25 protein-coding genes and 1 tRNA gene are annotated in these 26,462 nt (G+C 64.8%); 21 read left to right on the top strand and 5 right to left on the bottom strand.

Translation table 11 applies throughout. The features are described 5' to 3' along the window. Positions 1–359 precede the first annotated feature (359 nt). From DFR69_RS28315 to DFR69_RS28310, 3 genes are all read left to right on the top strand, one after another. A complete protein-coding gene (locus DFR69_RS28315) occupies positions 360–1,139 on the top strand; it encodes a hypothetical protein (RefSeq protein ID WP_146229447.1) in 780 nt (259 codons plus the stop codon). Between the two features lie 54 nt (positions 1,140–1,193). Beyond that, the gene (locus tag DFR69_RS34670) at positions 1,194–1,331 is read left to right on the top strand and encodes a hypothetical protein (RefSeq protein WP_167456436.1); all 138 of its coding nucleotides are present in this window, start codon (positions 1,194–1,196) and stop codon (positions 1,329–1,331) included. A gap of 70 nt (positions 1,332–1,401) precedes the next feature. Next, the gene (locus DFR69_RS28310) at positions 1,402–2,565 is read left to right on the top strand and encodes an MFS transporter (RefSeq protein ID WP_110040705.1); all 1,164 of its coding nucleotides are present in this window, start codon (positions 1,402–1,404) and stop codon (positions 2,563–2,565) included. 263 nt (positions 2,566–2,828) lie between these two features. Here DFR69_RS28310 and DFR69_RS34220 read toward each other — a convergent pair whose 3' ends face one another. After that, positions 2,829–3,755, bottom strand: coding sequence for a hypothetical protein (locus tag DFR69_RS34220; protein WP_146229446.1), 927 nt, complete (start codon positions 3,753–3,755; stop codon positions 2,829–2,831). Positions 3,756–3,955: 200 nt separating this feature from the next. On the opposite strand from DFR69_RS34220, the gene DFR69_RS28300 reads away from it, so the two are divergent. The 7 genes from DFR69_RS28300 (at position 3,956) to DFR69_RS28270 (ending at position 11,703) form a co-directional block, all read left to right on the top strand. Further along, positions 3,956–4,477: a hypothetical protein gene (locus DFR69_RS28300; RefSeq protein WP_147123841.1), complete on the top strand. Its 522-nt coding sequence runs from the start codon at positions 3,956–3,958 to the stop codon at positions 4,475–4,477. Then, positions 4,474–5,106, top strand: a complete 633-nt coding sequence (locus tag DFR69_RS28295) for a YdeI/OmpD-associated family protein (protein ID WP_244198497.1) — start codon at positions 4,474–4,476, stop codon at positions 5,104–5,106. Before DFR69_RS28300 ends, DFR69_RS28295 begins: the two co-directional genes overlap by 4 nt. A 494-nt stretch (positions 5,107–5,600) precedes the next feature. After that, the gene (locus DFR69_RS28290) at positions 5,601–7,313 is read left to right on the top strand and encodes a hypothetical protein (RefSeq protein WP_110040701.1); all 1,713 of its coding nucleotides are present in this window, start codon (positions 5,601–5,603) and stop codon (positions 7,311–7,313) included. 227 nt (positions 7,314–7,540) lie between these two features. After that, on the top strand, positions 7,541–8,683 hold the full coding sequence (locus DFR69_RS28285) for a cytochrome P450 family protein (protein WP_146229444.1): 1,143 nt from the start codon (positions 7,541–7,543) through the stop codon (positions 8,681–8,683). Positions 8,684–8,785: 102 nt separating this feature from the next. Further along, on the top strand, positions 8,786–9,409 hold the full coding sequence (locus DFR69_RS28280) for a DUF7691 family protein (protein WP_110040699.1): 624 nt from the start codon (positions 8,786–8,788) through the stop codon (positions 9,407–9,409). A 142-nt stretch (positions 9,410–9,551) separates the two neighbouring features. Further along, a complete protein-coding gene (locus tag DFR69_RS28275; protein WP_110040698.1) occupies positions 9,552–10,418 on the top strand; it encodes an aldo/keto reductase in 867 nt (288 codons plus the stop codon). A 442-nt stretch (positions 10,419–10,860) separates the two neighbouring features. Next, a complete protein-coding gene (locus DFR69_RS28270; protein WP_110040697.1) occupies positions 10,861–11,703 on the top strand; it encodes an HpcH/HpaI aldolase/citrate lyase family protein in 843 nt (280 codons plus the stop codon). Positions 11,704–12,309: 606 nt separating this feature from the next. On the opposite strand, the gene DFR69_RS28260 is transcribed toward DFR69_RS28270, so the two are convergent. Next, positions 12,310–12,555, bottom strand: a complete 246-nt coding sequence (locus DFR69_RS28260) for a toprim domain-containing protein (RefSeq protein ID WP_110040695.1) — start codon at positions 12,553–12,555, stop codon at positions 12,310–12,312. 464 nt (positions 12,556–13,019) lie between these two features. On the opposite strand from DFR69_RS28260, the gene DFR69_RS28255 reads away from it, so the two are divergent. Both DFR69_RS28255 and DFR69_RS28250 read left to right on the top strand, forming a co-directional pair. Then, positions 13,020–13,256 (top strand): hypothetical protein, encoded by a 237-nt coding sequence (locus DFR69_RS28255; protein WP_110040694.1) that lies wholly within the window; start codon positions 13,020–13,022, stop codon positions 13,254–13,256. 34 nt (positions 13,257–13,290) lie between these two features. After that, positions 13,291–14,211 carry a hypothetical protein gene (locus DFR69_RS28250; RefSeq protein WP_146229443.1) on the top strand — a complete coding sequence of 307 codons (921 nt, stop codon included), beginning with the start codon at positions 13,291–13,293 and terminating at the stop codon, positions 14,209–14,211. A 107-nt stretch (positions 14,212–14,318) separates the two neighbouring features. Here the strand turns inward: DFR69_RS28250 and DFR69_RS34210 are convergent, their stop codons facing one another. Both DFR69_RS34210 and DFR69_RS28245 read right to left on the bottom strand, forming a co-directional pair. Further along, a complete protein-coding gene (locus DFR69_RS34210) occupies positions 14,319–15,071 on the bottom strand; it encodes a hypothetical protein (RefSeq protein ID WP_146229442.1) in 753 nt (250 codons plus the stop codon). A gap of 101 nt (positions 15,072–15,172) precedes the next feature. Then, entirely contained in the window at positions 15,173–15,748 is a 576-nt protein-coding gene (locus DFR69_RS28245) for a hypothetical protein (RefSeq protein WP_146229441.1), read from the bottom strand. A gap of 369 nt (positions 15,749–16,117) precedes the next feature. On the opposite strand from DFR69_RS28245, the gene DFR69_RS28240 reads away from it, so the two are divergent. The 4 genes from DFR69_RS28240 to DFR69_RS28225 all read left to right on the top strand — a co-directional run bounded on the left by DFR69_RS28240 (position 16,118) and on the right by DFR69_RS28225 (position 23,744). Further along, positions 16,118–17,026, top strand: a complete 909-nt coding sequence (locus DFR69_RS28240; RefSeq protein WP_146229440.1) for a phosphotransferase — start codon at positions 16,118–16,120, stop codon at positions 17,024–17,026. Positions 17,027–17,103: 77 nt separating this feature from the next. Continuing rightward, the gene (locus DFR69_RS28235; RefSeq protein ID WP_167456435.1) at positions 17,104–19,605 is read left to right on the top strand and encodes a lantibiotic dehydratase; all 2,502 of its coding nucleotides are present in this window, start codon (positions 17,104–17,106) and stop codon (positions 19,603–19,605) included. Further along, positions 19,586–20,875, top strand: a complete 1,290-nt coding sequence (locus tag DFR69_RS28230; protein ID WP_110040689.1) for an MFS transporter — start codon at positions 19,586–19,588, stop codon at positions 20,873–20,875. The genes DFR69_RS28235 and DFR69_RS28230 overlap by 20 nt, the downstream gene beginning before the upstream one ends. Before the next feature lie 1,126 nt (positions 20,876–22,001). Then, positions 22,002–23,744 (top strand): recombinase family protein, encoded by a 1,743-nt coding sequence (locus DFR69_RS28225; RefSeq protein WP_110040688.1) that lies wholly within the window; start codon positions 22,002–22,004, stop codon positions 23,742–23,744. On the opposite strand, the gene DFR69_RS28220 is transcribed toward DFR69_RS28225, so the two are convergent. Next, positions 23,723–23,810: transfer RNA gene (locus tag DFR69_RS28220), tRNA-Leu, on the bottom strand. The genes DFR69_RS28225 and DFR69_RS28220 overlap by 22 nt on opposite strands. Before the next feature lie 260 nt (positions 23,811–24,070). Between DFR69_RS28220 and DFR69_RS28215 the strand changes: the two genes are divergently transcribed. The 5 genes from DFR69_RS28215 (at position 24,071) to DFR69_RS28195 (ending at position 26,462) form a co-directional block, all read left to right on the top strand. Next, the gene (locus DFR69_RS28215) at positions 24,071–24,637 is read left to right on the top strand and encodes an RNA polymerase sigma factor (protein WP_110040687.1); all 567 of its coding nucleotides are present in this window, start codon (positions 24,071–24,073) and stop codon (positions 24,635–24,637) included. Further along, a complete protein-coding gene (locus DFR69_RS28210) occupies positions 24,628–25,203 on the top strand; it encodes a hypothetical protein (RefSeq protein ID WP_110040686.1) in 576 nt (191 codons plus the stop codon). Before DFR69_RS28215 ends, DFR69_RS28210 begins: the two co-directional genes overlap by 10 nt. Then, positions 25,200–25,577, top strand: coding sequence for an Asp23/Gls24 family envelope stress response protein (locus tag DFR69_RS28205; protein WP_110040685.1), 378 nt, complete (start codon positions 25,200–25,202; stop codon positions 25,575–25,577). The genes DFR69_RS28210 and DFR69_RS28205 overlap by 4 nt, the downstream gene beginning before the upstream one ends. Next, positions 25,574–25,909 (top strand): hypothetical protein, encoded by a 336-nt coding sequence (locus DFR69_RS28200; protein WP_110040684.1) that lies wholly within the window; start codon positions 25,574–25,576, stop codon positions 25,907–25,909. Before DFR69_RS28205 ends, DFR69_RS28200 begins: the two co-directional genes overlap by 4 nt. A 73-nt stretch (positions 25,910–25,982) precedes the next feature. Further along, positions 25,983–26,462 carry an Asp23/Gls24 family envelope stress response protein gene (locus DFR69_RS28195; RefSeq protein ID WP_110040683.1) on the top strand — a complete coding sequence of 160 codons (480 nt, stop codon included), beginning with the start codon at positions 25,983–25,985 and terminating at the stop codon, positions 26,460–26,462.

Raw genomic sequence — 26,462 nt, 5'->3', positions numbered from 1 at the left:
ACAGAATCCCGTGAGCACGCCGGTGGCGCATCGGTGGTTCGGACGCGGCCTACGGATGCGGTGCGACGGACTCGGTCCCGCACGCGGCGCAATGCCACGTCGGCGCGTCCACGTCGGCCGACGTATACCGATGCGGCTACTGATGCGGCCGCGATGGATTCACGGCGACCATGTGACCACCAGCATGACTACGCGGGGGATCTCCATTGCGGAACCGTGCGAAGCCTGATCGATGACCGAGCGAGAACTAGCGGGCCAGCAGCACCATGACACACAATAGAATTGACCGGGCGCCGGTGTCGCAGAACTCCGCGCACCTCGAGCGCATTGCTGTCGCGATCGAGAAGGCCGGATTCCGGGTGGAGCCCATCGCCGACTTTCATGCCGACACCGTCGCCCTGCGCATCCCGGCCGTGATGTCGGCTCACGTGGCCGAGCGAACCACGCGCGCGGCGGAACTTCGCGGAAGCCACGATCTGATCGACCTGGTTCACTCCCCCGATGTCAGCGCAGTGCTGCCGTACGGGACCCGGAGCGGATTCGTCTATCCCTACGTGGTGTGCCATGTGCTCGATCTGATCGCGCGTGCCGAGATGGCCGACGATTCCGTCGCGGCGTCCGACCTCGCCACCCTCGAGGGCGGACGCACGATCGGTCTCGGTGACGCGGACCCGCACACCGACTACCCCGCGAACCTCTACGACCCGGATCCGTCGGAAATCCATGGCCTCAATGTCCATCTGACACTCCGCGGTTCGGCCGCCGCCCGATTCAGCTCGATCCGCAGCTACGCGCAGGTCCAAGAGATCGCCGGCGTACTCACCGAAGCGCGACGGGGGGGGCGAACGCACGCCGAGATCAACGACATGTTCTCGGAGGTCTACGCCGACCAGATGAGTGTCGCGTCCGTACCGGTCCCACACCGTGCCGGTGACGTCCTCGTCTTCCAGGCCCGGCCACATCACTCCCGCGGGCTCCTGCCGGTTGTTCACCATTTCGAAAGCCGCACCGAAGATCGCTGGCACACCGTGTTCAGCCCCCGGACCGGTTCCGTGACCGCAGTCACCGAGCAGCGCCGGGTCATCGCCGACCACCTCCACTTGCACTACCTCGGATATCACGGGAGGGCTATGAGCTGACATCGCAGAAAGGGCCGTTCGACAAACAACAAAGCAACGCAGGAGGAAGTAACCATGCAGACTCGCAACAAGGTTCGCGCCATCATTCCGATCGAACCGATCGAGAAGGCCGAGCAGCGCCGGATGCCCGGCGGTGGAAAGGCTTTCACCGAGGTCGAGGTCCGGCTCTACTTCGAAACCGACAATTCCTGAGCGATGGGGGCCGCCGTCGGGGGCGGCCCCCATCGCCGCCACATTGACCTACGCACCGGGAGCGCGCACCATGCCCGAACTGGGGCCCTACCGCGCCGTGTTCGCCATCGGCCGATTCCGGAGCCTGGCCTTGATCGCTCTCTTCGCACGGGTCCCCGCCGCCGCAGCACCGATCGTCCTGACGATGCACGTCGTGCACGAGATGGGCCACGGCTACGCAGCCGCCGGGCTGGTCGGATCCGCGGCTGCCGTCGGCAGCGGCATCGGGGCTCCAGCGATGGGGTGGATCAACGACCGCCGCGGCTTGCGAACAACGCTGATCCTGACTGCCTGCGCCGAAGCGGGCTTTTGGGTCGCCGCACCACTGCTCTCTCTGTCCGCCTTGCTTCCCGCGGCGCTGGTAGCCAGCGCGCTCGGAATGCCGATCAACTCGGTGGTGCGGCAATGCGCCGCCGCGATCGCACCGAGGTGTCACTGGCGGGCGGCCTTCGCGGTGGACTCGATCACGACCGATCTCGCCTACGTACTCGGACCGGCCCTCGGTGTCCTGACGCTTCTCCATGTGGGATCGGCGGCGGTGATGTGGACGTTCGGGGCCTGCTGGCTGATCGTCAACACGTTGCTGTGGTTCCTCGATCCTCCTACGCGTAGCGAGAGCGACCAGGCGCCGCGGAGGGCACTGCGCGGCTGGTTCTCGCGGCCGCTTCTCGCCGCGCTGCTGATCGCCTCGACGACTGTGGCGCTTTCTGTCGCAACCGAACTCACGCTCGTCGCAAAACTTCAGTCGCACGGACAGCAGGCACTCATCGCGCCGATCTACGCGCTCTGGGCACTCGCCTCCGCGGCCGGAGGGTTTGTGTACGGCCTCAGCGGTGGCGGGATTCGGTTGTTCTCGTACTCGCTCGCACTGACCGGGTTCACGTTCTTGCTCGCACCGGTCGGCACCTGGCAAGGTCTCGCGCTCTTACTCGTGCCGGCAGGTCTCGCATGTGCACCGTCGCTCGCCGCCTGTTCTGTCCGGATCAGTGAACTCGCACCGGATCAGGCCCGAGGTCTGGTCACCGGCCTGCACGGATTCGCGATGACACTCGGAGCGACCGCGACCACACCCGCCGTCGGCGTCCTGATCGACCGCACGACCGCTGGGACGGCCATCGCGGTCACTGCCGTCGTCTGCCTGGTGATCATCGTCGCCGCAGCGCGATTGGACCACAGCGAGCCGCGGGAATCTTGAGACTTCCCAACATTGGGAACAGCACGGCACCCGCTTCTGTCGCGTCCGCTAGGTTCGAGTTCGGCACCACGCCAACGCAGAAGGGTGCCGAACTCGTCACGATTCACATCGGGCTGGGCGACACGTTCCTCCGCACAGGGACAAACCGATCAGCGGCCCGATCGGCGTCCCCCCGCCGCACCGTGGCGACAGTGCCCCCGCTGCCCCTACCCCACTCAGCAGCGGGGGCACTCCCCATTCAGGCCCGAAACGCCGATCTTGTGCTACGCATCCGGTGGCGCCAACCGGTCGAAACGACCAGACGTCGCCGGATAGAGATCCCACGCCGAGAGACCGGGTCCCACGTCCAGGAGCCGCTCGACACTCAGGAAGGGCAATGTGCCGACGATTTGCGCACCGGTCGGGAAGTACACGTCTCGATGAAAGCCTGCCTCGTGCAGTGCGTCGGCGAATCGCGCGGCCACCGTACTGTTCGGATATCCTGCACCTCCGCTCAGCATGACCACGGCAGCCCGCTCAGCCCGCACATCAGCGATCTTCCGCAGCACAGGCTCGTCGGCCACAGCTTTCGCCATGTTCTCCGGCGTCAGCCAGATCGTCGATCCACCGCCTTCGCCGATCTCACCGCGGGATTCGAGGGTTGGAACATCTGCCTTCACCCGGAAGAGTTGCGCGACGGGGTCAAGAGTGGCGTGCACGAAGACCCCGCCGGACTCCAGCCACGGCGACTCGTCTGCTCCGACAGGCACTGCCTTGTCGGCATTTCGGAACTTCACCACCGTGAAGGCACCAGCATTCCCGCGGACGGACAGCCTTCCGAAGAACTCCGCGACCGAGCTGTCAGTGGGGTACGCCATCCCTGCCGGATTGCCCGCCGGATCACGGAGAACCACCTTACTGATGTCACCAGAGAACAGCGAAAGCTCCCTTCCTTCGACATCCATGCCGTTCAGAATTACGCCGGTGGGAGGGCGTGGTGCCGCTGTTGGCGGCATCCAGTGCCGCGCGCTGTCGATGCAGTGACCACGACTGGTTAGTCCGGAGTCGCGGAAAGCGAGGTCATCCAGGGCGTCGCGAATGACGATCGTCAGTGAGCCGGACCGATAGTGCGCCCACCGCACCGAAGCCTCAGTGGCGCGCGTCAGCCGCTGCCCCAGGACGATGCCGATGTTGTGCAGCTTGCTCGACACTCAACACCTCCTGCTCGCTATCGCGCGACGACATTCGCGGTTCGCGTCCCGGTCGCAGTGTGTCCCGCACGCGATCGCATGGGCACGGGATTCATTCCCACGACAGGGAACCCAGGGACGCGCGGAAATCGCCTTCGACTCCTATCGTTCCCTCCGGCGAAGTGCGGCCCCTTTATCGTGATGACCAGAAACGGCGAATTGTGAACATGACAGTGGCCACTGTCCTCGGCGTTGTCGCCAGTATCGTGAGCGGAACCCTCGTGATCCTGGTGGTGATTCGCCGATCGGAACGACACGCCACGACGACGGAACTGATCGCCACGTTTTTCTCCGCGAGCTTCGTTGCCCATCGTCGCGAACTCGACCGCCTGTGGGACCAGATCGACCGGGGCACAGTCAGTCCGGCGCGCCTGGCATTCGGCTGCGCGAATTTGACCGTTGATTCGCCGACCGACGGGCCAACCTCCGACGGCCGGCGAAACGTCCATCTGGCGGCCTACATCACGTACCTGATTCGCCTCGATCATGCGCTCGGACGCAACCATGTCGATGTCGAGAGAACCCGATCAGCTTTGGCTGTTCATCTCGTCCGCCACGACGCGATGGTCCAGCTCGTCGCGGCGGCGGCACTCAGACGGCCAGCGCGAAATGCAGCGGCCGCGCCCGCCTGGGTCGAGTCCACCGAGCGCGTTCGCGATCGCCTCATCGCCCGGGTCAGATGAATCCGACGCCCCGAATTGCGAGAATCACCGACCAAACGCCCCGAGAGCTGGAGAAGATCATGGATGAATTCGGTGGGATCCCGATCATCACCTGCGTCACCGCCGCGCAGTGGGACACCTGGCTCGCCGACAATCACGCGAGCAGCCCTGGGATCTGGCTCAAGATCGCCAAGAAGGGCGCGAGCACTCCTACGATCACGATCAGCGAGGCACTCGACGGTGCCCTGTGCTACGGCTGGATCGACAGCATCCGCCGTCGATTCGACGACTCTCACTACCTCCAGAGGTACTCTCCCAGGACGTCCCGTAGTTCGTGGTCCGCCGTCAACGTCGCCAGAGCCGAGGCTCTAATCCAATCCGGACGTATGCGCGAGGCGGGCCTGGCCGCGATCGCAGCCGCCCGTGCCGACGGTCGTTGGGAGCGGGCCTACGCACCTCAGTCGACGGCGACTGTCCCCGATGACCTGACGGCCGCCCTGGCTGACAATCCGGCAGCCCAAGCCAACTTCGAAAGCCTCGGTCGCACCGCTCGATACGGACTCATCCTGCGGCTGATGAAAGCCGCCAGCCCGGCCGAGCGAGCTGACACGGTCGGCAAGATCATCGGCGAACTCACCGACCACTCATGACGAACAACCCTCCCACACACGTGGGGTGAGTCATTGCTCGAGTTGCTGCAGGCACTCGAAATGCCAGGTGTCCCACGCGCGGAGGCGATTTCGATCGACCCGGCACACCTCCGACGCGGCGGGCCCCTTCCTCACAATTTTCGTACCGGGTGAGGGTGAACCGATGCTCTGGGGCTTCGCCTCGCCGAGAAGCTGAGCACCGCGCTCGTCGCCGTGGCGCTTGAATCCCCACCCTGTGGGGGTGAGTCCTCCCCACCCGGATGATTCGATATCCCGTCACTCTCGTCCTCACATGCCCGTGGGGGATCGCACCCGCGAGGCGGCCAAGGAGGTGGACGTGGCCTATCCCGATGCCGCGCATCAAGGCGCAGCGACAACCCGCACAGCCGGGGTGCAGGACTCAGACCCCGGCCGTGCACCGACTGCCGCGCCATGATCCAAGTGATGGTGTTCGCAGTCGAACTTCACCTGTGCGTTGGCCGCGGTGGCGTGTGATGAGGGGCTTCTTTTCCGATGACCTGGCTGTGCTGTTCCGGCGGCTGCGGGACGACTCGGTCGAACTGCTCCATCGTCGGCTCGGTCGAGATCTGCACGATGCGTACGGGGACAACAGTGATCAGCTTCGCCACGCGATCCGCAGGTTCGAAGGCGGCGAGCAGCGCGGCGAACAGCAGATCGTGGCGGCCGCGGGTGAGGCGGAAAGGTCGTTACGCTCCCCTGTGAACGGTCGCGAAGGGCACGGCCTTCCTGAGGCTATACGACGTTTGCTGACGAGTTCCCGCGCTGCCGGGGCGGACGCGCGGACTACGACGCGGGTCGAGCGAGCGATACTAGACCACTACTCCGAACAGCGCCGGGTGCGGGAGAGCCAACTGCGGCGGGAGTTTCTCAACAACAAGTCCAGCGAACTTCAGGAGCGCGGCGATTCCGCTGACACGGCCCACGCGTCCGCGCTGTCCCAGGCTGGGGAATACCTGCACGGGGAGCGCGCACAACAACTGATCACCCGTGACGCGACGGCAAGGACCGCCGAATGGGTGGACAGAATCGGCCTCATCCCGGTACTGCGTGAGGTGGGCACCTCACCAGCAGGAATCTTGTCCCGGCACGCAGACGACATGCTCGAGCGTTTCGCAACGCAGGGCGCGCAGGTCGACCAGCTACCAAAGGGCTTGAAGCAAGCTGTGGATCGGATCGAGAACAGCGGTGCCGACGCGCGTACAGTGGCCGATGCCAGGGCTCTGCTGCACGACCGATACCACGATTACCGGCGACAACCGATGGTCAATACATATCGTGACACCCTGCTGGAGCAACGGGCCGAATTCGCCCGACGCGGATTCCCGTCGCACGTGGCAGATCGCCTCGCCGAGCGCCAAACCGAAGCTTTCGCCCAGACGGCAAAGGCCCAACGGATGATCGACGGCGTCGCGGCGAACAACACCAACCAGTGGTTCAACAAGATGCAGACAGCGGCTGAGCGCGACGGGGTCAGCATCGCCGACCGGCTCGCGGACACGCACCGGTACGAGCAGCAGCCGCTGTCGGCAGCAGAGCTCCGTGCGGCCAGCGAAAAACTCACAGCCATGCACCAGCGTCTCGATGCGACCCAGGAGCGCTTGACCGCGCTGCTGGAGAGGTCGCCAGAGCTGGCGGACAAGGGCGCTGACCGATGGCAGGCAGGGATCGACACCTACCGCAAGATCGTCACCCGTTTCGAGGACACGGTGCAAAACGGCACGACGGGAGGAGACCCGATCACCCGACGCATGATCAACGAAGCCGCCTTGCAGGGCCCCGGCGCGGGAATCCGTGGATTCGAGGGTGAAGTCACGATGGCACAGAAGCTGGACAACATCCATAATCTCGGCCCGCTCGTCGATGTCAGGACACCAACCGGGACGCCAATGGCCAGCGAAGTGGACATCGTGACCGACGGGGGTCGCGTATGGCATGAAGTCAAAACCAACGACCCCGACTCTCAACGCTCTTTCCAGAAGGAACTGGAAGCACAGGCCCGCAGGCAGCTCGCCATCTCCCACATGAACACCGAGTACTGGGTCGACGGCAAACCACCACAGCTGAAAATGCACTTCATGAACGGAGTCAACCAGACCGTCAAATCCCGACTTGAGGCCTTGCGGATCGAAGACGAGAACGGCCACATCGTCGACAGCCACCGCATCGAAGTCTTCGACGAATCGTGACCTGCGCTGTCATACGGAGACCACGCGCGTGATCTCGCGCGGGACACCAGGTCACAGCGCGCGGGCATCCCGCCCAGTCACCGTCCGAACCTTTCCAGGAATGGGAACACCCCAGGATCTCGAGGTAAAGGTCTTCGCGGGACGGATCCAGCATCATGAGTTTTCCATTCGCCACGGTCACGCCCAACCAGCTGTCCTACGCGAGGCGAGACGAGAGATACCGGCGATTGCACGAGGCGGTCGAGACGAGTTATCACCATCCTTCCGGGCTTCGGATGGTCTGGAAGTATGACGACGTCCGCACGGTGCTCGAAGCCACGGTGCCCGGCCTCAGCGCGGCGAATTCGTTGGACCCGCTGGTCGGGTATCGGCGGATCGCGGCGACACCCTCGGCCATTCCCCCGTTCGTCCAGCACCTATTCCCGCCGCCGGCCAAGGCGACCGCGAACCTGACCGACAAAGTCCTTCACGCCAAGGTCTGGTCAACCATGGCGGGAGCCGACGGCCACTTCACGATTCCCCCAGGGCAACGCGATACGCGGGCAGCAACGATGTCCGCGCACTTTCACGCCGCGCTGAACGCCGCCGACACCACATCTGAACTCGATGTGACCGCCTTGTCGATCACATACGCGGCACGGATCACCGCCGAAGCCGTCGGATTGCCGCCGGAGGCCTGGCCGAACGTCGCCGTCTGGAGTGGAGCCCAGTCCGGGCTGCTCGGCAGGCACTTGCGCGGCCGCGAGCTCGGCACAGCGGTACAGGCGCTCGGCTGGCTGTTCACGGTCTCCGCCCGCACGGTAGCCGACGGTTCCGGCCTCGCGCATCGATTGCGGGAAGCGGACATTCCGCGTCGCGTCGCTGTTTCGGCCATGGCGAATTCCCTCGCCGCCGGCGTTCACACGGTCAGCGGAACCATCCAGCAGGGCCTCGAACGGCTACTCACGCCAGGCGACCGCCGCTGGTGGGACATGCTCGCCGAACAGAGCCAGGCGGGCAGAGTCGCATTGAAGCTGCTGCAGCTCGACCCCGGTCTGGTGGCGTGGAAACGCAAAGCCGAAAGACCGATCACCCTGCCCAGCGGCGCGACCCTGTCAACAGGACCGGTGCTGGCGTTGTTCGCGGCGGCCAACCGGGACCCGGCCGCCTTTCCTGACCTGTGGAGCATGGACGGAAAGGGCAAGCTGCCGTTGACTTTCGGCTTCGGCCGTCACATCTGCCCCGGAAAGCAACTGGCCGCACTGGCGATCGAGGTATTCCTCCGGGAACTACACGCGCTGGCTCCACACGCCGAGCTGGTTCCGACAAGTACCAGACGGCCGGCCGACCTGCTGTTCAGCGGCGCCGATATCGCGATCGCCAGCTCGTGACGAGCGAGGTAAACACGCGATACGATTCGCGAGGGCACTCGCCCGGGCACTCTCCCCAGCTGTGGGACTTCGAGCTTCGCAGAGGGCGCTTAGGCTCGTCGGATGAGCTACGGCCTGGAGATCTACCTGCTGGATGTGGCTGCCACGCGTGCCCTCGTAGGATCACGCGATGACCATTTCCTGGAATCCATCCGCACGAAACACGGCGACCAACTCCGCCGTGACGACGACTATTTCAGTGACGAGATCGAAGAAGGAGCACCGACCGCGTACGCGGCCCTGCACGCGGTGATTCACGGCGGTCCGTTCAGCACCGGCCGTAGCCACACGTTCCAGTACGGCTATGCCTACAAGCGGCTCTGCTCAGTCACCGGTTCGTTTCTCGACAACGACAGGTTCAGTCCTTTCCGAGGCGACTGGTTGTCCGAGGTGGACAAGGGAATGCGCGAGCTCGGAATCACCGCGGTATCGGTCGACTCGTTCCTCGGCGCTGATGGGTTCCCGGCTTCACTGCCGATCGGGTTCCCGCCCAGCTGCGGGGAATGGACGCCTGATCAGATCGCGGAAGCGCTCGAGCAGTTCGAAGTCGCGGAACGGGCGATTGCCCAGGGAAAAGACGCCCCACCAGTCGACTCCGAGGTCCGTCGCGGCGTCATGCAATGCGTTTCGTGGTTACGAAGCGCACAGGCGCAACCAGGATTCGGACTGATCGGCTTCTGTGCGTAAGGTTGAATCGGGCGTTGCTCACACTGACTAACACGCCTGAGCAGCTTCAATGCGGAAGCAGAACTCGGCCCAGGTGCGCAACATCGTGGTCAAGGGCAGGATGGGGCACACAAGGATCGTTGAACCGATGACGGGAAACCCGATGACGTCAGCTCCAACCAATACTCCGGGCTCTGCAGGCTCGTTCGCGATCGGCGGCGAATGCCAAGTCTCTCGGCTCGGGTTCGGCGCGATGCGACTACCGACGGAGCCACTCGATCGAAGGGAATCCGCGATCGCCGTGGCCAGGCGCGCCGTCGAACTGGGCGTCACCTTGATCGATACCGCCCATATGTACGGGTGGGGCGCCAACGAAGAACTCCTGGCCGAGGCCCTGCATCCATACCCGGACGACTTGCTGATCTCCACCAAGGTCGGCATCACCCGGTCCGGGCCGAATGAGTGGGAACACGACGGACAGCCAGCGAGCCTGCGAAAGCAAGTCGAGCAGGCCCTGCGCAGACTCAGGACCGAGCGCGTCGGCCTCCTGCAGCTGCACCGGATCGACCCGAAAGTTCCGATCGCCGATCAGGTCGGCACCCTCCGAGACCTCCAACAGCAAGGGAAGATCGGCCACATCGGGTTGTCCGAGATCACGTCCGAGCAGCTCGCCGAGGCCCAGCAGACCGCCGAGATCGCGAGCGTACAGAACCGCTACAACCTTTTCGACCGAGGCCACGAATCCGTCCTGGCGGAATGCGAGGCCGCCGGTGTCGCCTTTCTTCCCTGGCAACCCGTCGCCGCCGCGACCGCCCCCAACGGTGCCACCGCACTCGCCGGCATCGCCGCCGAACTCGATGCCACCGCGCCCCAGGTCATGCTCGCCTGGCTACTCGCCCGTTCCCCCGTCATTCTGCCGATCCCCGGAACCGCTTCTCTCGCTCACCTCGAAGAGAACCTCACTGCGACAAAACTCGGACTCAACGACGCACAGCAACAACGCCTCGACCAGGCTGTCATGCACGCATAGCGGGAAGCGGGATGACCCGCGCTGTCACGTCTCGTTCCGACTTCAGACCAAAGATCTCGGATCGGAACCGATGAACCGCTTCCCAATGCTGGCAATCCAATCAGCACGTCAAGCAATAGGGTCAACGGCATGTCGGAATTCGCAGGCTGGTTGCGAACATCGCCCGGAGGTTTGCTTGGACCGCTACCAGCGAGACGGCGTGTGACTCGCTCGGTGGAACAACGTGCGTTGCACGCGGTTGCGATGAACCTGCTTCCTTCGACGCGTATTGGCGGGTCGGCCCCCGATGTGTACCCGAGCCAGCCAGTCCTTAGTGACCGTCGCTGAGCTGCGCTAGCTGACCAGCTGTCTGCGGTGCTCAGCTAACGATCTCGCCTCATCTGAAACAAGTGAGCTCCACGTCGAAGCCCGACGCGCCCCGCCCAGAAGGATGTCATCAGGCATGCACCCCACCACCTTCCCGAGCATCACGATCCCGACCGAGTTCGCGCGTTCGTGGCTGCTGATGTCGGCAGCTGATACCTGCCGCTATTCATCCACTACCGATGCGGATGTCTCGATCCTCGATCTAGAAGACGGCGTCGTCCGCACCCGCCGCTCCGCCGCGCGACGCAACGTCGTCGAGCATCTGCAGGGGTCCCACGCCTGGGTACGCATCAATGCAAGCGGGACCGCAGACTATGAGGCGGACGTGACGGCACTTCGGGCTGCACCCGGCCTGCAGGGCGTGGTGCTCGCGAAAACTGAATTACCTGAGCAGGTCTCACAATTGGCCAGCGAGCTACCCGCGCTGCCGATCGTGGCTCTGATCGAAACGGCGCTCGGGGTCGAACACGCCTTCGACATCGCCTCGGCACCGGCGACCACCCGACTCGCATTCGGCAAAGGCGACTACCGCCGTGACACGCTCACCGCCGATGACCCCGTCGCGCTGTCGTTCGTCCGCGGCCGCCTCGTCAACGCCAGCCGGGCAGCCCGCCTGCCGGGCCCGATCGACGGTCCCTGCCTGTCAGGTATGCCGGCACTCGAAGATGCCGCCCTTGTGGCGATGAGTGCCGGAATGACTGGGATGCTGTGCATCGACCCGATGGACGCACCGGTCGTCAATCGTCACTTCATGCCCGGCCCCACAGATGTCACCTGGGCCGCGATGACGGTCGAGAAGTTCGGCGACAACGGCGAAAACATCACCGAGGGCTGCGACCTACCGATACTCGCTCGAGCACAGCGAATTCTCATGCTGACGGATGTCTTCGGGATCGCCGGAACTCCGGCCTCTGAGTAGGCACTCATACCTACTCGCAGGGACCGCCGTCCATCCGCATCGGTAGCGTTGGACATCCCAAGGATTCGGCGAGGACTGGTTTCGGCATCGTTGCCTCAGGCTGAACAACGCCGCCGCGCGCGCACGGTTGAGCGGATGCCGCGAGCGACCAGTCCTCCGCGGAGTTATCCGAGACAAGAGGCCCGGCCGGGCAATCGGCGTGGAAGTGCCAGATTGCTGCGGGTCGCGTTGGAAGCCGGTTGATTACCACGGCCACGTTGTTCGCGCGTCGATGATCGTCCGGGTGAACCAGATCGTCAATGGTAGGTCTGGCATGCACCCGGACATCGTCGCGGCGCTCGTGGACTGCATCGCCGTCAACGCGACCCGGACAACGACCCCGCGATACTGTTCCAGGCTTCAGTGCAGATAGCAGCGCTGGCCCAGGAGTTCGGCGCCACGAGCGGCGTTGCGGGCGTGGAACTACCCCCACCTCAAAGTATCTCGGAGTGGGCGGAGGACGCGCTCGTGATGCTGCGCTACGAAAACGTTCGAACATCCCCTGATGGAGTGTGATGCGGTCCGCATTTCGGCACCGCCGTGGGGGTGGTGGCGCAGTGTCCTCGCTCAGGCTTCAGCGCGACCACCAAGCAGAGAACAAGTGATCGACCAGACATCGCCCACTCTGTGCTCGACAGGGTCCTCCGCAGCCACATCAGCACATCCGTAAGGATCAGCGTCGGCGACGACGAAGATCCTCGCGCCGGACTCGGGGACCCTGTATCGGTGGATGTCGGTGGTCGTCGTGTTGTTGTCCGGTTCGATGCGATAGCCCAGGCCGGTGATGAGGGCAGCTAACTCGTCGAACCTCACCCGGGGATTCCCCTACCCGTCGCCTCCCCTTTCCTACACCTGGGATGTGTCGTCGTTGTCCCCATTGGTGGAGAGCGTCACACCGTGGGACTTGTAGGGGACGCCGTGCTGGTGCGGTGAACAGAAGGGTCGCCCCAGGAATTAGCCAGACTCCCGTATGAGGCGCTAATCGCCCTCCGGCATGCCAGCCGCGTGAGCGGTCTATGGCCAGGGCCGCTGCACCGAGTTGCAAGCGATGTGAGACCCGCGCGATGGACCTGCCCCAGAACCGGAAGAGCTGTTCCTGCAACTGCGGAACGACTTGGACGACTGCTCGATCGTTACATGGCCGCCCCACTGCTGGGGATACCTGTCGGGCACCGGGGCTCGACACTGCCACGATGGGTGACGGGAGCAGCTGCCGAAGCGGACAAGCCCTAGTGGCCCCCCTCCCATTGTGACACTGCCGGTCGAAGAAGGGCTCGATGTTCATGCAGGAACAACTCAGATTCGGGGGAAAGATCGGCCCAGACAAGTTCAACGCCCCTGTCGCCGCGGCGCAGGTCATTCCGTTGCCAGAGGTCACCCGCACACCTGGCCTGACTGAGCTCACGACCGATCGGAACTGGCGCGTGACCCACACGATCGCGGATTTGCGATGGGTGATGCGGCCGGTGCGCACACAATCGACGTCGATGGAGCGATCGCAGGCTGGTTCATGAACCCCCTTGCGGCGCAGTCGGTCTCCTCAAGAAAGTGGCTCCGGCCACGGCCGCGACCGAACACCACCACGCCGGTGGTGCCTTTTCGGGTGTTGGCAGCCGGTTCAGAATGAGGGCACCGATCACCGAGAGCGTCAAGGCCGGCGCGCAGGTGCTGGCTTCGAGGCTTCGGCACCTCGCTACGGCGGCCTCGATGCGTTACCGTGCGACCAGTTCGGTCGTGCGCCCGGCAGCCGACGACCTGGCCGAACGCGAGGCCCGCGCAATGATGCTGGTGAAAGGTTTCGCGCTCGGGCTCACTTCCGGCGTGGGGATCTATTCCGGTATGCAACTCGTGATGGATGATCCGGGGCAAGAGCCCGAAGAGTCCACCGGTCTGGGGGCGGAGGTCGACCGGCTGGTCGCGATGTCGCCGACCCTGTCGAAGAAGGTGCAGCAGCTTCTCGCCGACGGCTGGACGATCAGTTACGGCCCAATCGGAGCCCAAGGCATCACCAGCCGGGAAGAGAAGGAGATCGTCATCAACCCGGCCGGAGAGAACGATCCGCTACTGATCACAGCGGTATTGGCGCACGAAAGTGGCCACGCAACCGCCAGCCCCGAATACAGTTTCTTGGCCACCGAACCCCAACCCGGCGAAGACTATCGGCAGTGGTTCGAAAAAAATCTGTACAGGGCGTTTCAGGACGAATCCAATGCAGGATTGACCACCGCCCAAGTGCGGCGGGAAATCCTCGACAACAGCGGGCCGGACATCGGCAACATCGACGGCGCCACCAAAGCCACCTACGGCCGCTATGTCGCCGATGATCTGACCAGACCCGCCGCAATCGATCTTCTCGCCGACCGTCTACGTGATCATTCCAGGGCATACCGCGATGACTACGGAAAGTACCTGGAACAAGAGTGGCAAAGGTTCACCGGGACCCCACCCAGTCCAACCCCCTCCAAGTGATGCGCCCCGTCCATCCGGCCCGGTCGTCGCCGCTCCGGTTGTCGTGGCAGTTGTGACAGATGCGGGCGTGTCCGTTGAATGGGGTCAGACGGCCCAGTGCGCGTTGTTCATGTGACGGGGTGTTTGTTGTGGGGCGGCAATCCTGCTACCAGCCTGGGGCACACAGCGGTCGTATCGGCGAGGAACAGAGGGTAGGCGAACCAGGCGAGATGCCAGAAGGAGATATCCATGGTGGCTTTCGAGGCTGCGTGAAACGCCAGCGATGACAGGCCGACGATCTTCCACCCGCGTCGACCGGCGAGAAACAGGAGTGGCAGCAACCCGAGTTCGATCAGCAGCGTTGCGCCACTCGCGGCGGCCGCTATCCGCAGGTCACTGGTGCTGAGTCGTCTACCGAGAGGAGTGCCGTACTCGGCCCAGCTTCCTCGCAACGTCGCGCCGTCGGCCCAGTGTGGGCCTGCAGCGATCAACTTCGACAGCCCAGCTTGAGCGTATATCGACGCAAAATACGATTGCAGGCCCGCGACCAATGCAGATTGAGTTTCGGTCGTGGGCGTCCGAACTGCTGACAGCGAAAGCAGAAACACGTGCAGATGCGATGCATAGTTCCACGACCGCTCGTGCAGGCGGGCATTCTGGCAGTGGACCATGCACGAGCTCACGTTGGCACTTGCTCTCACCAGCCAGTGCTCGTAGCCAAGCGTCCATGCCGCCACTGATAGAAGAGACACCCAGCGCGTTGCGTCGAATTGCCTGCGCGAGAGGCGTAGCTTCGGGCGATGCCCCGCCGCTGCGTCGAGAAGCGGGCCTTCGTGGCCGAACACCGAGCCGGGCGGCAAGTGCCAGGTGGCCCGCAGCATAGCCAGGCCAGTCGTTAGACGGATGAGCGCAAGTCGGTCTGCCGCATCCTCTTGGCGCGTCCACCAACGTCGAACCGAGCGCCCGACAGCATGCCGCCGAGTCATGTTGTCACACCGTGCCATAGATCATGCGTTGAGGAGGAGAGCCGACCGTCTGGGTCGTACCGGTGCAGCAACCGAGTTCCGACGACGTCTGCGCGATCCTCCGGATTGTTCACGGTGAAGTCGACCAGCACCAGATATACAGCAATCGCCACGAACCGGCCGCCCGCAGGCGGGCGCAGCGACCGCCGGACCTGATCCCATCGCGGCCAACTGTGTCGGTTCAACCGATCCAGTACCGTCCTGCAAAAGCTGTCCCTCACCGCGCTGGGCACGTCCCCGTCGAACACCAGTCGGAACATCGAGTCGATGCGGAACATCTCCAGCGGCAACAATCCCCACGGGTCGTTCGGACCGTCTATCTGTCCGCTGTCCGTTGCCAGCACCACGCGAATCTGCGACGACCGATCCCCGAGTCGGTAGTTGAACATGTTGTAGCTACAGAACGGCCACCGGTTCTGCTCCCTGATCACATGCCACAGCTGGATGCCGATAAGCCCTTCGGCGGCGCCGACCACAGCCCACAAACGCCACGAATTCCCAGTACGCCCCATCACGGCTTGCAGATCTGGCATGGTTGACCGCCCCGTCGAGCTCAGGGCCGCCCGACATGCTCGGCGTCCCTGCACAAAACAATACCGAACGAACGGTACGCTTAGCCGTCAGCGAGTCATCAAACCAGTTCCCAGCTGTGGGCATAGCGTTGCCACACCGAAGTTGCGAGACCAACGACACCGGCCCCGCTTGATCCCAGCAATTACCCAGACAAGGGTGCCGAGTGTCGGGCATCCGGGCCATCGGCTGCCCCGTCACCCCGGCCCGGCTTGTCTTCAGACGACGCGCAGGGCCTGCTCAACTCCACCCCGCCTGACCGGGTCCCCAGAGCTGGGAATCCCTGCTCGGCGTGGCCGGTAGCGTGTTCCGAACCGGGCGAGGAGGCTCGGTTGACGTCGGATCAATGCGCTGCCCTGTGCCAGGGCCGCCCGGCGATCGGAAAGGCGGTGGAACCAATGGCCGCTGATTACGCGCTGACCTCGGGATCCGCAGTGGCAGCCCGGCCGATCCCCTCGCCCGATGTACTGGCGATGTTCGGGCTCGGTGGACAGGTATCGCCGATGCCTGGGGGCTATGGCCGCTGCGTGCGTGTCGGTGACGCAGTGCTCAAACCAGTTGACGATCCGGACGAGGCGCAATGGGTGGCAGAGGTGATGAATGTTTTGCCGTGCAACGGGTTCCGCGTTGCACAACCGTTGCGGGCAGTCGACGGGCGTTGGGTCGCGGCGGGGTGGAGCGCATCGCGGTGGTTGCCCGGCGTCACCGGCTCCGCAGGCCGGTGGCACGAGGTGTTGGCGGTCGGGCGTGCGTTCCATCGAGCGACGGCCTCACTACCTCGACCCGATTTCATCACATCGGCCAGCCACGCTTATGCGATAGCGGATCGATGCGCGTGGGACGAACAGGAGGCCGTCGCGCTGCGCACACCAGTGCGGTACTTAGTACAGCGATTGAGTGAGCGACTGCGACCGGTCGACGCCGCGGCGCAGATTGTGCACGGAGACATGAGTGAGAACATTCTGTTCGCGCCCGGTCACGCGCCAGCGGTGATCGACTTCTCCCCGTACTGGCGGCCTCCAGCGTACGCCGATGGGATCGTGATCGCCGACGCCCTGATCTGGTCCGACGGCTTACCCGAGCTCATCGACAACGACCAGACTTACCAGATGACCTTGCGCGCCATGATTTTCCGGCTGATCGGCATGCACGAACTGACCGCATCCAAGGACTTGTCCCGGGAGGCGACTCCGTTCGGTCCGGTCGTCGACATGTTGACCCGATCGCGACGGTGGCGATGATGATCACCCCCGACGAAGCCCCTTGCACCCAGGACACAGTCCTCCGGTCTCGACGACCACCGTGGCTTGCGCCGATAATGATGCTGCGGCAGGCAGGATTTCCACTCGAGTTGCTGGATCCGCTGGTCGACGCGGACATCACACAGGCAGCAGCGGCACTTGATACCCGCAAATGCGAAGTGGAGCGCGCAGCCGAGCGATTCCGCGAGCTGCTTCGTTCGACGGATCACCCGGTCCGAGGGGAATGTCTGTCCCGTATCGGCGAGCGCAGACCGTTGTCGACCCGACTCCGCCGGGTAGCGATCAAGGCGTTCGACGGCAACGATTCGGGCGTCAGGTGCGTGGCGTGGTATCAGCGGGTGGTCGCCGAACTCCGCAGCGAGTACATGGATTTCGGCCGGCTGCACCGCGCCCGAATGGACGAGACTCGCCGCCGCGTTGTGCAGATCTTCGACGACAACAATCTGCGCGAGGTGCTGCTGGTCTCCAACGACACGGCGTATCCACAATTCGCGACCTGGCTCGACGCGTTCAACGGAACCATCGACAAACGTGCCCGGAAGATCACCGACCTTCTGACGATGTATCTGCAGCGGGTAACGACCAAGAACGAAACGAACTCACACTTCGGCCCAGTAACAGCCGCAGAGGTGCGCACCGATCATGCAGGGATCCGCTGGACCGCTGACACCGGCCTGCAACGACACACCTTCCTCACGCACTGGGCCGCGCAAGCACTCGCCGATACCTTTCGTTCCGACCCCAGGCTCAACGAGCACTCCCGACCTCGACGGACGCCCCTCACGTTCGTCAGCGGCCACCTCCTGGACCGGTACGCCCATCGCGCCTACACAGGCCCCGAGGAGCACTGGCAGTTGCGACACCTGGCCAGCCAACCTATGGCCCCGGCCTGGATTTGGCTCTGGCACCGGTGCGACGGGGACCACACGCTTGCGCAGCTACGCCGAATGTGGGCCGGCCCAAACGGTCCCGGCGATGAAAGAGTGGGGTCGTTCGACGCGGCGCTGGCTGGCCTCATCGACTATGGCGTTGTGGCCCCCGGCTTCGAGATACCCGTCGGGACGAACCGCCCGATGCACGAATTGCGTGACCTGCTGAACACCGCGCCCCCTGAATCCGCGGCAACGGGGCTATCGCAGCTACAGAAGTGGGAACCCGACCTCGAACGACTCCCGCAGGCGTCACTGTCCGAGCGGGAAACGATCATGGCCCGAAGCCGCGACCGGTTCGAGCTGGCCACCGGACGGCCACCACACCGCTACGCCGGACATCACTACGCCGACCGCGGAATCTTCTTCGAAGAGGCCGACAGCGGCCTACGCCAGCTGAGTATCGGCAGCAACATCGCAGCGGCCTTCACCGACGACCTGCGGATCGCATATGAAATCGCTCTCGCCGGACCGCGCCTGCTGATGCGCCGCGAACACGAGATCCTCACCGCCTGGTTCACGGACCGCTTCCCCACCGACTCCGAAGTCTCACTGGACCGGTTTTACCGGCAGTACTTCCGGGACCGAGACCAGCTGGTGGACACCTGCGCCGAGGTCGCCGCCGACGTCGCCGCCTTGGAACAGAAGATCAGCAATCTGGTCTTCGTCAATGCCGTCTCAGACGCCCACGAAATAGTTGTTCCTCCTGCAGCATCCATCGCCCTGCTGGAGTTGCTGGACAGTGACCCGCCCGCAGTGATCGACGCCGATATCCTCTTCGCTGCTGCGGATCCCGCCGCGCTAACCAGCGACGAATTCCTTGTCGTGGTCGGAGAAATCCACGCCGCCCGGGAACTGTTGACCCACAGCAGTGCCGCGCCACTGCTGCAACGCCACGCACCCCAATTGCTGCCGACAATTCATCAGGGCTACCTGAGCCTGCTCGCCGACGACGAGATACTCGTTGACGTCGTCCGCGACCACGCCGACAAGACGATCACACAACTCATGTATCCCGGCTACGACCTGGAAGTCAGCGGTCGTTCCCCCAAACCCCGATCCCGGGTGCTAATTCCCTCGCAGTTGTCAGTCGCCCTACGCGATGGGCGACTTGGCCTCTACGCCGAAGGCCTGGACGCGAGACTGCGCCTTACCGGCGCTCCGGCTGGTGGACCGAGCATCGTCGAAGATCCGCTGTCCCCGTTGACCTTTCCACGCCACATGGGCGGCAGCTTGTTGCGGACCAGGCACATGTCACACGTTCCCCGAGTAATGCACGGCCGCGTCGTTCTCCACCGGGAAACCTGGCGTTTCCCGCTGGAATCTTTCGAACCATCGCCCACAGCCGCCGCAACGGCCGGACGAGAAGCGGCCCTGTACCTCGCGACTCAGAACACACGACGACAACACCGCCTGCCACGACACATGTTCGCCAAGATCAACACCGAAATGAAACCGGTGTACGTGGACTGGGACTCACCACTGCTGGTGCGCCAATTCCTCAGACTGCTGCACGGCAACGACGGCGAGGTCGAGCTGTCGGAGATGCTGCCGGCACCCGGGCAACGCTGGCTGACCTACCGCGGTCACTCTTACACGAGCGAACTCCGTGCCGCCATCTTCCTCTGAACGTACCAACCTCCGCTGGCTACTCGCAGGATCGACCGGATCAGCAATCGGAGACGGCATCCGCTCGACAGCACTCCCCCTCCTCGCCGCCACCACACTCGCCAGCCCCTTCCAAGTGGCAGCAATCTCGGCAGCATCCTCACTCCCCTGGCTCGTCCTCGGACTACCAGCAGGCGCTTACGCCGACCGATGGGACCGGCGCCGCATCATGATCGCAGCCGACCTGATCCGCGGCGCAGCTCTCGTTGTGACAGGCTGCTTAGTCGCCCTCGACCAAATATCCGTGTGGGTACTGGCCGCACTGGCATTCTTCCTCGGGAGCGCACGAGTACTTTTCGACTGCGCCGCCACCGCACTGCTGCCCTGCCTCGTCCCGTCCGAACGCCTCGTCACTGTCAACGGGCACTTGACATCCGGACAGCTCATTGGGCGAGACCTGATCGGTCAGGCCATCGGCGGCATCCTCTACACCACCGCCCGCGCCGCACCTCTACTCACCGACGCCGCAACCTTCCTCCTCTCCGCCGCAGCCATCCACCGCCTCCCCACCATCCGGTCGGCCATCCCGCAACTCGGTCTGGCAGCCAGCATCCGCGACGGACTACGACACCTCCGCACAGATCGCACAATCCGACAACTGACCACTGCCTCAGCAATTCTCAATCTCGCCTACACAGGCCAAGCGGCCATTCTCGTCACCTTCGCACACACCACACTTCACATGTCTCCCAGCGAGTACGGGTTCGCCCTGGCCGTAGGCGGAGCCGGCGGCATCGCCGTCGGCCTTCCCATCGGCCGCGGCGCCGAGCACCGGAACCGCACCACGCTCCTGACCAGTGTCGCCCTGCTCGGCCTCGCTCAGCTGAGCATCGCAGCAGCCCCCGGCCCGATCCTCCTCGCCGTCGCATGCCTCCTCTGCAGCGCCGCAACGGCTCTGTGGAACATCGCCTCTACCGCACTACGCCAGACCGTCATCCCGATCGAACTCCTCGGCCGCACCACCGGCATAACCAGGCTGCTGTCATGGGGCATCGCACCGGCTGGCGCCTTGACCGCTGGCGCATTCGCCTCAACCTGGGGACCGCGCACCACCCTCGTAGTCATCGGTGCCATCTCCCTCGCGACATTCACCATGCTCGCCGCCCGACTTCCCACATTTCCCAACGCCACACAAACACCGAAGAGCGAACCCGCATTGCCAGCCCGCGACGCATCCACCAAACAACCGGCCTCACCATGCCCTTCAAGAACTCGATCGAGGACCCTATGACTGCAGGGCCCTCTAGGGGGAGAGAGCCAGGACATGCCGAACCTTCGACCCAGACTTCCGCGAGGACCAGGGACGAATCATTGCGCTGGATATCTCGTGGACGGCGACAATTTGCGCGAAGTCCAGGGCGGTCCGCAACCACCCGCAGTTCGGCCTCGGGAGATCTCTGAGCAAGCCACATCGTCAGAACGGCATCCGTCGGAGACGACCATCTCGAGAACCATGCTCGACCTTTTGCTCAGCGAGCGTTATGGAGCGGCAGCGCTCGTCGCCAAATACACACGTCGAACGGTCGCGCCCGCCGATGCAGCCAGCACAAGAATGCGCTCGCCACCTGGCTCGGACCGTGTAGGCACTCCGCCGAAAATGGCGAGTGCCCCGCACTCGCAAGGAGTTCGGGGCGTTCACGACTGGGTAATCGACCGCGCACAGACTTGGCATAAGTAGTGGTTGGCGCCGTCCAGTCTACGGCAGCAGGCCAAACGATGGGCGTCGCCCCCCGATCGAGACTGCATGCGACCGAACTCAAGCACACCAGGACGATCGCCTGCCGCGCAGCGCACGCCACCAGTCCAGGACATCGGTCAACGTTCGAGCCTTCTCCTCAGGACACCGAGCTCCTGTGCCAGACCAGCGTGTTCGACTGCCTGGCAGCGCCATTGCTCGCGGCTCATGCCCGACCGATATCAAGCGTCCACAAACTCCCGCGCTACAATGAGTGGCGGAAGAGCCATCGACAGGGGAACCCGGCATGTAGGTACCCCATGGATTCTTCCCGCTTCTCGACATCCCCGCGCTCGAAAACCTCGCGACTGATTCGCCGATCCCGGCCCCGTACAGCAGGATTCGGTCGCGCACCAGAGACCGCGTCGCCACCAGCGCCGGAAGGAATAGCCCGGGCGGCTGGCCGCAACCAAGACATGCCTGTCGCAGCCACGAAAGTTGCGCTGCATGTCGGGTAGGCCAGGCTCCAGCCTGCCAGAGCCAGCCACCCCACATGATCTCGAGGTGGTATGCCCTGGTCAGCCACCTCCACTCACCACGTCAGCGGCGCGTGCCCTTCTACGGCTGATGACCCATGACACACACGGTTCCGCGCCAACAGACCAGGAAGACAAGGACTCTTATGACAACCGAGGTCAATGAGTGGGCCACGCTGGATGACCTTTTCGGATTGGAGACGACCGACCTCGGACCGGTCGTCGAACAGGACTTGGCCTTCTATGGGCGTTGCAGCACAGAGGACAACCAGGACCCCGAAACCTCCTACCAGTGGCAGCTCGGGAACGCTCAGAAGTTCGTCAGCGGACGAATCGTGAAGAGCTACTTCGACGTCGGCCAATCACGCTCGGTTCCCTGGCACCGCCGCACCGAAGCCGCCAAACTCCTCGACGACCTCCGCGAAAGCGGCCGCGGCTGGGTCGGCATCGTCGTCGGCGAAGGTACCCGATGCTGGTTCGGCAACCAGTTCAGCCTCGTTGCACCCCGCATCCACGCCTACGGCGTCTCGATCTGGGTCCCCGAACTCGGCGGCCGCTACGACCCCGACAACGTCACCCACACCATGATGATGAACATGCTCGGCGGGCTCAGCGAATCCGAACGCCAGCATGTTCAGCAACGCACCCGCGCCAGCATGAACGCCCAAGTCCTCAACGAAGGACGCCACCAAGGAGGACGAGCACCCTACGGATACCGCGTCGTCGACGGGCCACCACACCCCAACCCAAACCGGGCCGCCGACAACCTGAAACTGCGCATCCTGTCCATCGACGCCGCCACCGCCCCTGTGGTGCAACGGATCTTCCGCCTCTACCTCGACGGGCGAAGCGATCGAGCTATCGCCACCGAACTCAATCGGGAGAACATCCCGTGCCCATCAGCGCACCGCCCCGAGCAGAACCGGCATCGATCCGGCGACGGCTGGCAGGCCACCACGGTCGGAGCAATACTGCAGAACCCTCGCTACACCGGCTACGCGGTCTTCGGACGGTGGACCAAGACCGAACAACTCCTCGACCCCGACGACGTCGCCGCCGGCAACATCATCAAGTTCGCCCGCTCGCCCGCACAGCGCATCGTCCGCTCCCGGAAGCCTGCACATCCCGCCATCATCTCCGTCGAAACCTTCACCAAAGCCACCCTCGAACGAAAGCAGCGCGCCGGGGCCAGCAACCGCGCCCGTAGCCGCCTCGAACGAACCAGACCGATCAACTCCGGCAACACCTATCTGTTCCGAGGGCGGGTCTACTGCGAGATCTGCAACCGCAAGATGCAGGGAGAGGTGCTTCGCAAGGCCGTCTACTACCGGTGCCGAGCACGCACCCTCCCACCCGGTAGCTCCGTGCGGGCAATCCACCCACCAACGGTGAACCTTCGCGAATCCGACATCACCACACCCGTCGACGAATGGCTGTCCACACTGTTCCACCCCGACCGCCTCGATCACACGATCGCCGCACTCCTCTCGGCACAGGGTGAGGATGACGGTGACACACGCCGAGCCTCTCTACGACGTCGCATCGAGCACGCGTCGACGCGGATCGAACGTCACCTCGCCGCGATCGAAGCAGGCATCGACCCACAAGCAGTCGTCGAAGCAATGAACGCCGCCCAAGCCGACAAAGCCGCCGCGCAGGTCGAGCTTAACAACCTCCCGGCACTGGAGCAGTTCACTGAGACCGAGTTCCGCAAGATCATCGAATCCCAAGGCAATGTCCGCCTGATCCTGGCGAGAGGGGCTCCCGAGCACAAGAAAGAGCTCTACAACGCAATCGAGCTCCAAGTGCGCTACGCGCACTTGGAGCATCGAATGGTCATTACGACATCCCCTGTTGGGGATAGCGCTGGTGTCCGGAGGGGGACTTGAACCCCCACGCCCTAATACGGGCACTAGCACCTCAAGCTAGCGCGTCTGCCATTCCGCCACCCGGACTTGCTGGTGTGCCAAAAGATTATCCGACGCGCTGTCGGAAACCAAATCGCCTGGATGACCTGGGGATTTGCCGTTGTTTCTCGGCTCGCTACAGAGGCTGACACAGCGGCGTGTCGACCGGGATCCGGTCCCTCGATCCGGAGCGACTTCGCGACACCCCGAATCGCACGACCCGGGGTGAGACGACCATCACTGATACTTGCCGTGACGAATTCCTGCGCACACGTGTCCAACACAGGAGCAGCGGAGGAGGTGCCGGTGTGACCACGACGTCGCCCGCACCCGAGACAGAGCTGGACGACGCGACCCTCGCCGGTCGGGCGCGTGACGGCGATGTCCGGGCATACGAGCAGCTGGTGCTGCGCTATCAGGGTCCGATGTTCCGGCTGGCCGCGAAGATGCTGGCCGATCGCGCCGAGGCCGAGGACGTGACCCAGGAGGTGTTCCTCAAGGCCTGGCGCACGATCGGCCGGTTGCAGGACGACGCGGCCTTCGCGGGCTGGCTGTACCGGATGACGACCAATCGGTGTCTCAATGTGCTGCGGGCGCGCCGGCTGCCCGCCGACGTCGACCCGGATACGACGGCGTCGCCACGCACCGACACCAGGCCCGAGCACGCGACCGAGGTGAGCAGCCAGCTGGCCGCGCTCACCGACGCGCTGCAACTGCTGACGCCCGAGCAGCGGGCCTGCTGGTTGCTGCGCGAGGTGCACGGCCGGTCCTATGACGAGATCGCCGAGATCGTCGGCGCCAACAGCACGGCGGTGCGCGGGCGGATCGCCCGTGCCCGAGCCCAACTGGCAGAGGTGATGAAGCCATGGCGGTGACCAACCACATCGACAACGACTACCTGCTCCCCTGCGGACGCGGCCTCGAACAGGTGTGGGAGCGACTCGACGAGGCGGAGCTCGACCGGCACGAAGCGGGCTGCCCGCACTGCGCGGGGGCACGCGAGAGCCTGCTGACGCTGCGCAACGCGACCCGCGAGCTGATCGACGAGCCCGATCCCCCACCGCCCGATCTGTTCGGCCGGATCATGTCCGCCGTGCGCGCCGACGTGCGCCGCGGCCGCACCCTCACCGTCGACACGACGCATCCCGGCGGGATCCAGGTCAGCGAGCAGGCGGTGGCCGTGGTGTTGCGGTTCGCGGCCGACACCGTCGACGGCGTCCGGGCCCGGCACTGCCGGGTGCGCAGCAGCGAACCCGGGACCGACGGTGAGCAGGTGATCGCGGTCGACATGACCATCGCCGTGCGTTCGGGCGTGCACAGCATCGACGCGCTCGTCGCGACGGTGCGTGAACGCGCGCGGGCCGCGGCCACCGCGCGCGTCGGTGTGCGGCTCGGCAGGCTCGACATCACCGTGGTCGATCTCTACGAGGAGCAGCGATGACCGGTACGGCCCCGGCGACCGAACTGGTCGTCGGGGACGCGGTGATCGCGGGTGTGGCAGCGGCGGCGGCCGCGCGGGTTCCCGGAGTCGCCCGGCTCGAGCCGGGTGTGCTCGGCTTGGTCGGCCAGCTCGCCAGGTCGGGACGGCAGCTGTGGATCGGGCAGGAACCCGCCGCGTCGGCCGGGGTGCGGGTGCGCCGCGCCGGTGGCCTGCTCCACATCCAGATCGATCTCGCGCTGTCGGGGTCGGGCGCCGTCGTCGAGGTGGGCCGGGCCGTGCAGCGGGCGGTGTCGGAGGCTGTCACGGAATCCACCGGCGCCGAGGTCGATTCGGTCCGCGTGAACGTGCTCGACATCGAACCGGGGCGGCCGTGAACATCGAAGACGAGATGACCGATCGGATCATCGCGGCGATCGACGCCGTCGACGGCGCGCACCCCGCGGTGCCGATGGGTCTGCAGAACAGCCGCTGGCTGCCGTGGAACGCCGGCCGGGCGGCCGTCGATCTCGGTGAGACGGTGGTCGAGATCCGGGTGGTGGCCACGACCCTGCCGCTGCCGCCGCTGCTCGGAAAACTGGACGCGGCGGTGCGGCCGGTTCTCGCCGCGTCCCGCTGGGCCGACGCGGTGCTGCGTGTGCATGTCGTGGACCTGCACGTCGACGCGGTCGGCTCGCACAGAGATCCAGATCACTCGCCGGGACCGTGACGATCGGGCGAGCCCGGTGTCCTACCTATGACAGTTCGTCAGCCCTTGGAGCACAACACAATCGGGAGGCATCATGTCCAGCACGACCACCGAGAACGCCAAGACCGTCGAGAAGATCGGCGCGGGCCGGGACGCGTCGAATCGCCCCAGCGCCCTGGTGACCGACCAGGGCACCACCACCATCGCCGACGCCGTCGTCCAGAAGATCGCCGGCCTGGCGGCGCGCGAGGTGCGCGGGGTGCACGACCTCGGCGGCGGCACGGCGCGCGCGATCGGCGCCCTGCGTGACCGCATTCCGGGCGCTTCCTCCAGCATCGGCCAGGGCGTGTCGGTCGAGGTGGGCGAGAAGCAGGCCGCCGTCGACCTCGAACTCGTCGTCGAATACGGCGTCGCCATCGCGGAGCTTGCGATCGCGGTGCGCCGCAACGTGATCACGGCCATCGAGCAGATGACCGGGCTCGAGGTCGTCGAGGTGAACATCAACGTCAACGACGTGTTCATCGAGGACGACACCGACGAGCAGCAGTCGGCCGGCCGCGACCGGGTGCAGTGA

It is taken from the genome of Nocardia neocaledoniensis, from assembly GCF_003182135.1.
Classification (GTDB): Bacteria; Actinomycetota; Actinomycetes; order Mycobacteriales; family Mycobacteriaceae; genus Nocardia; species Nocardia neocaledoniensis.
The sequence above is the reverse complement of the archived record's forward strand: the minus strand, read 5'-3'. Positions and strand labels throughout refer to the sequence as shown.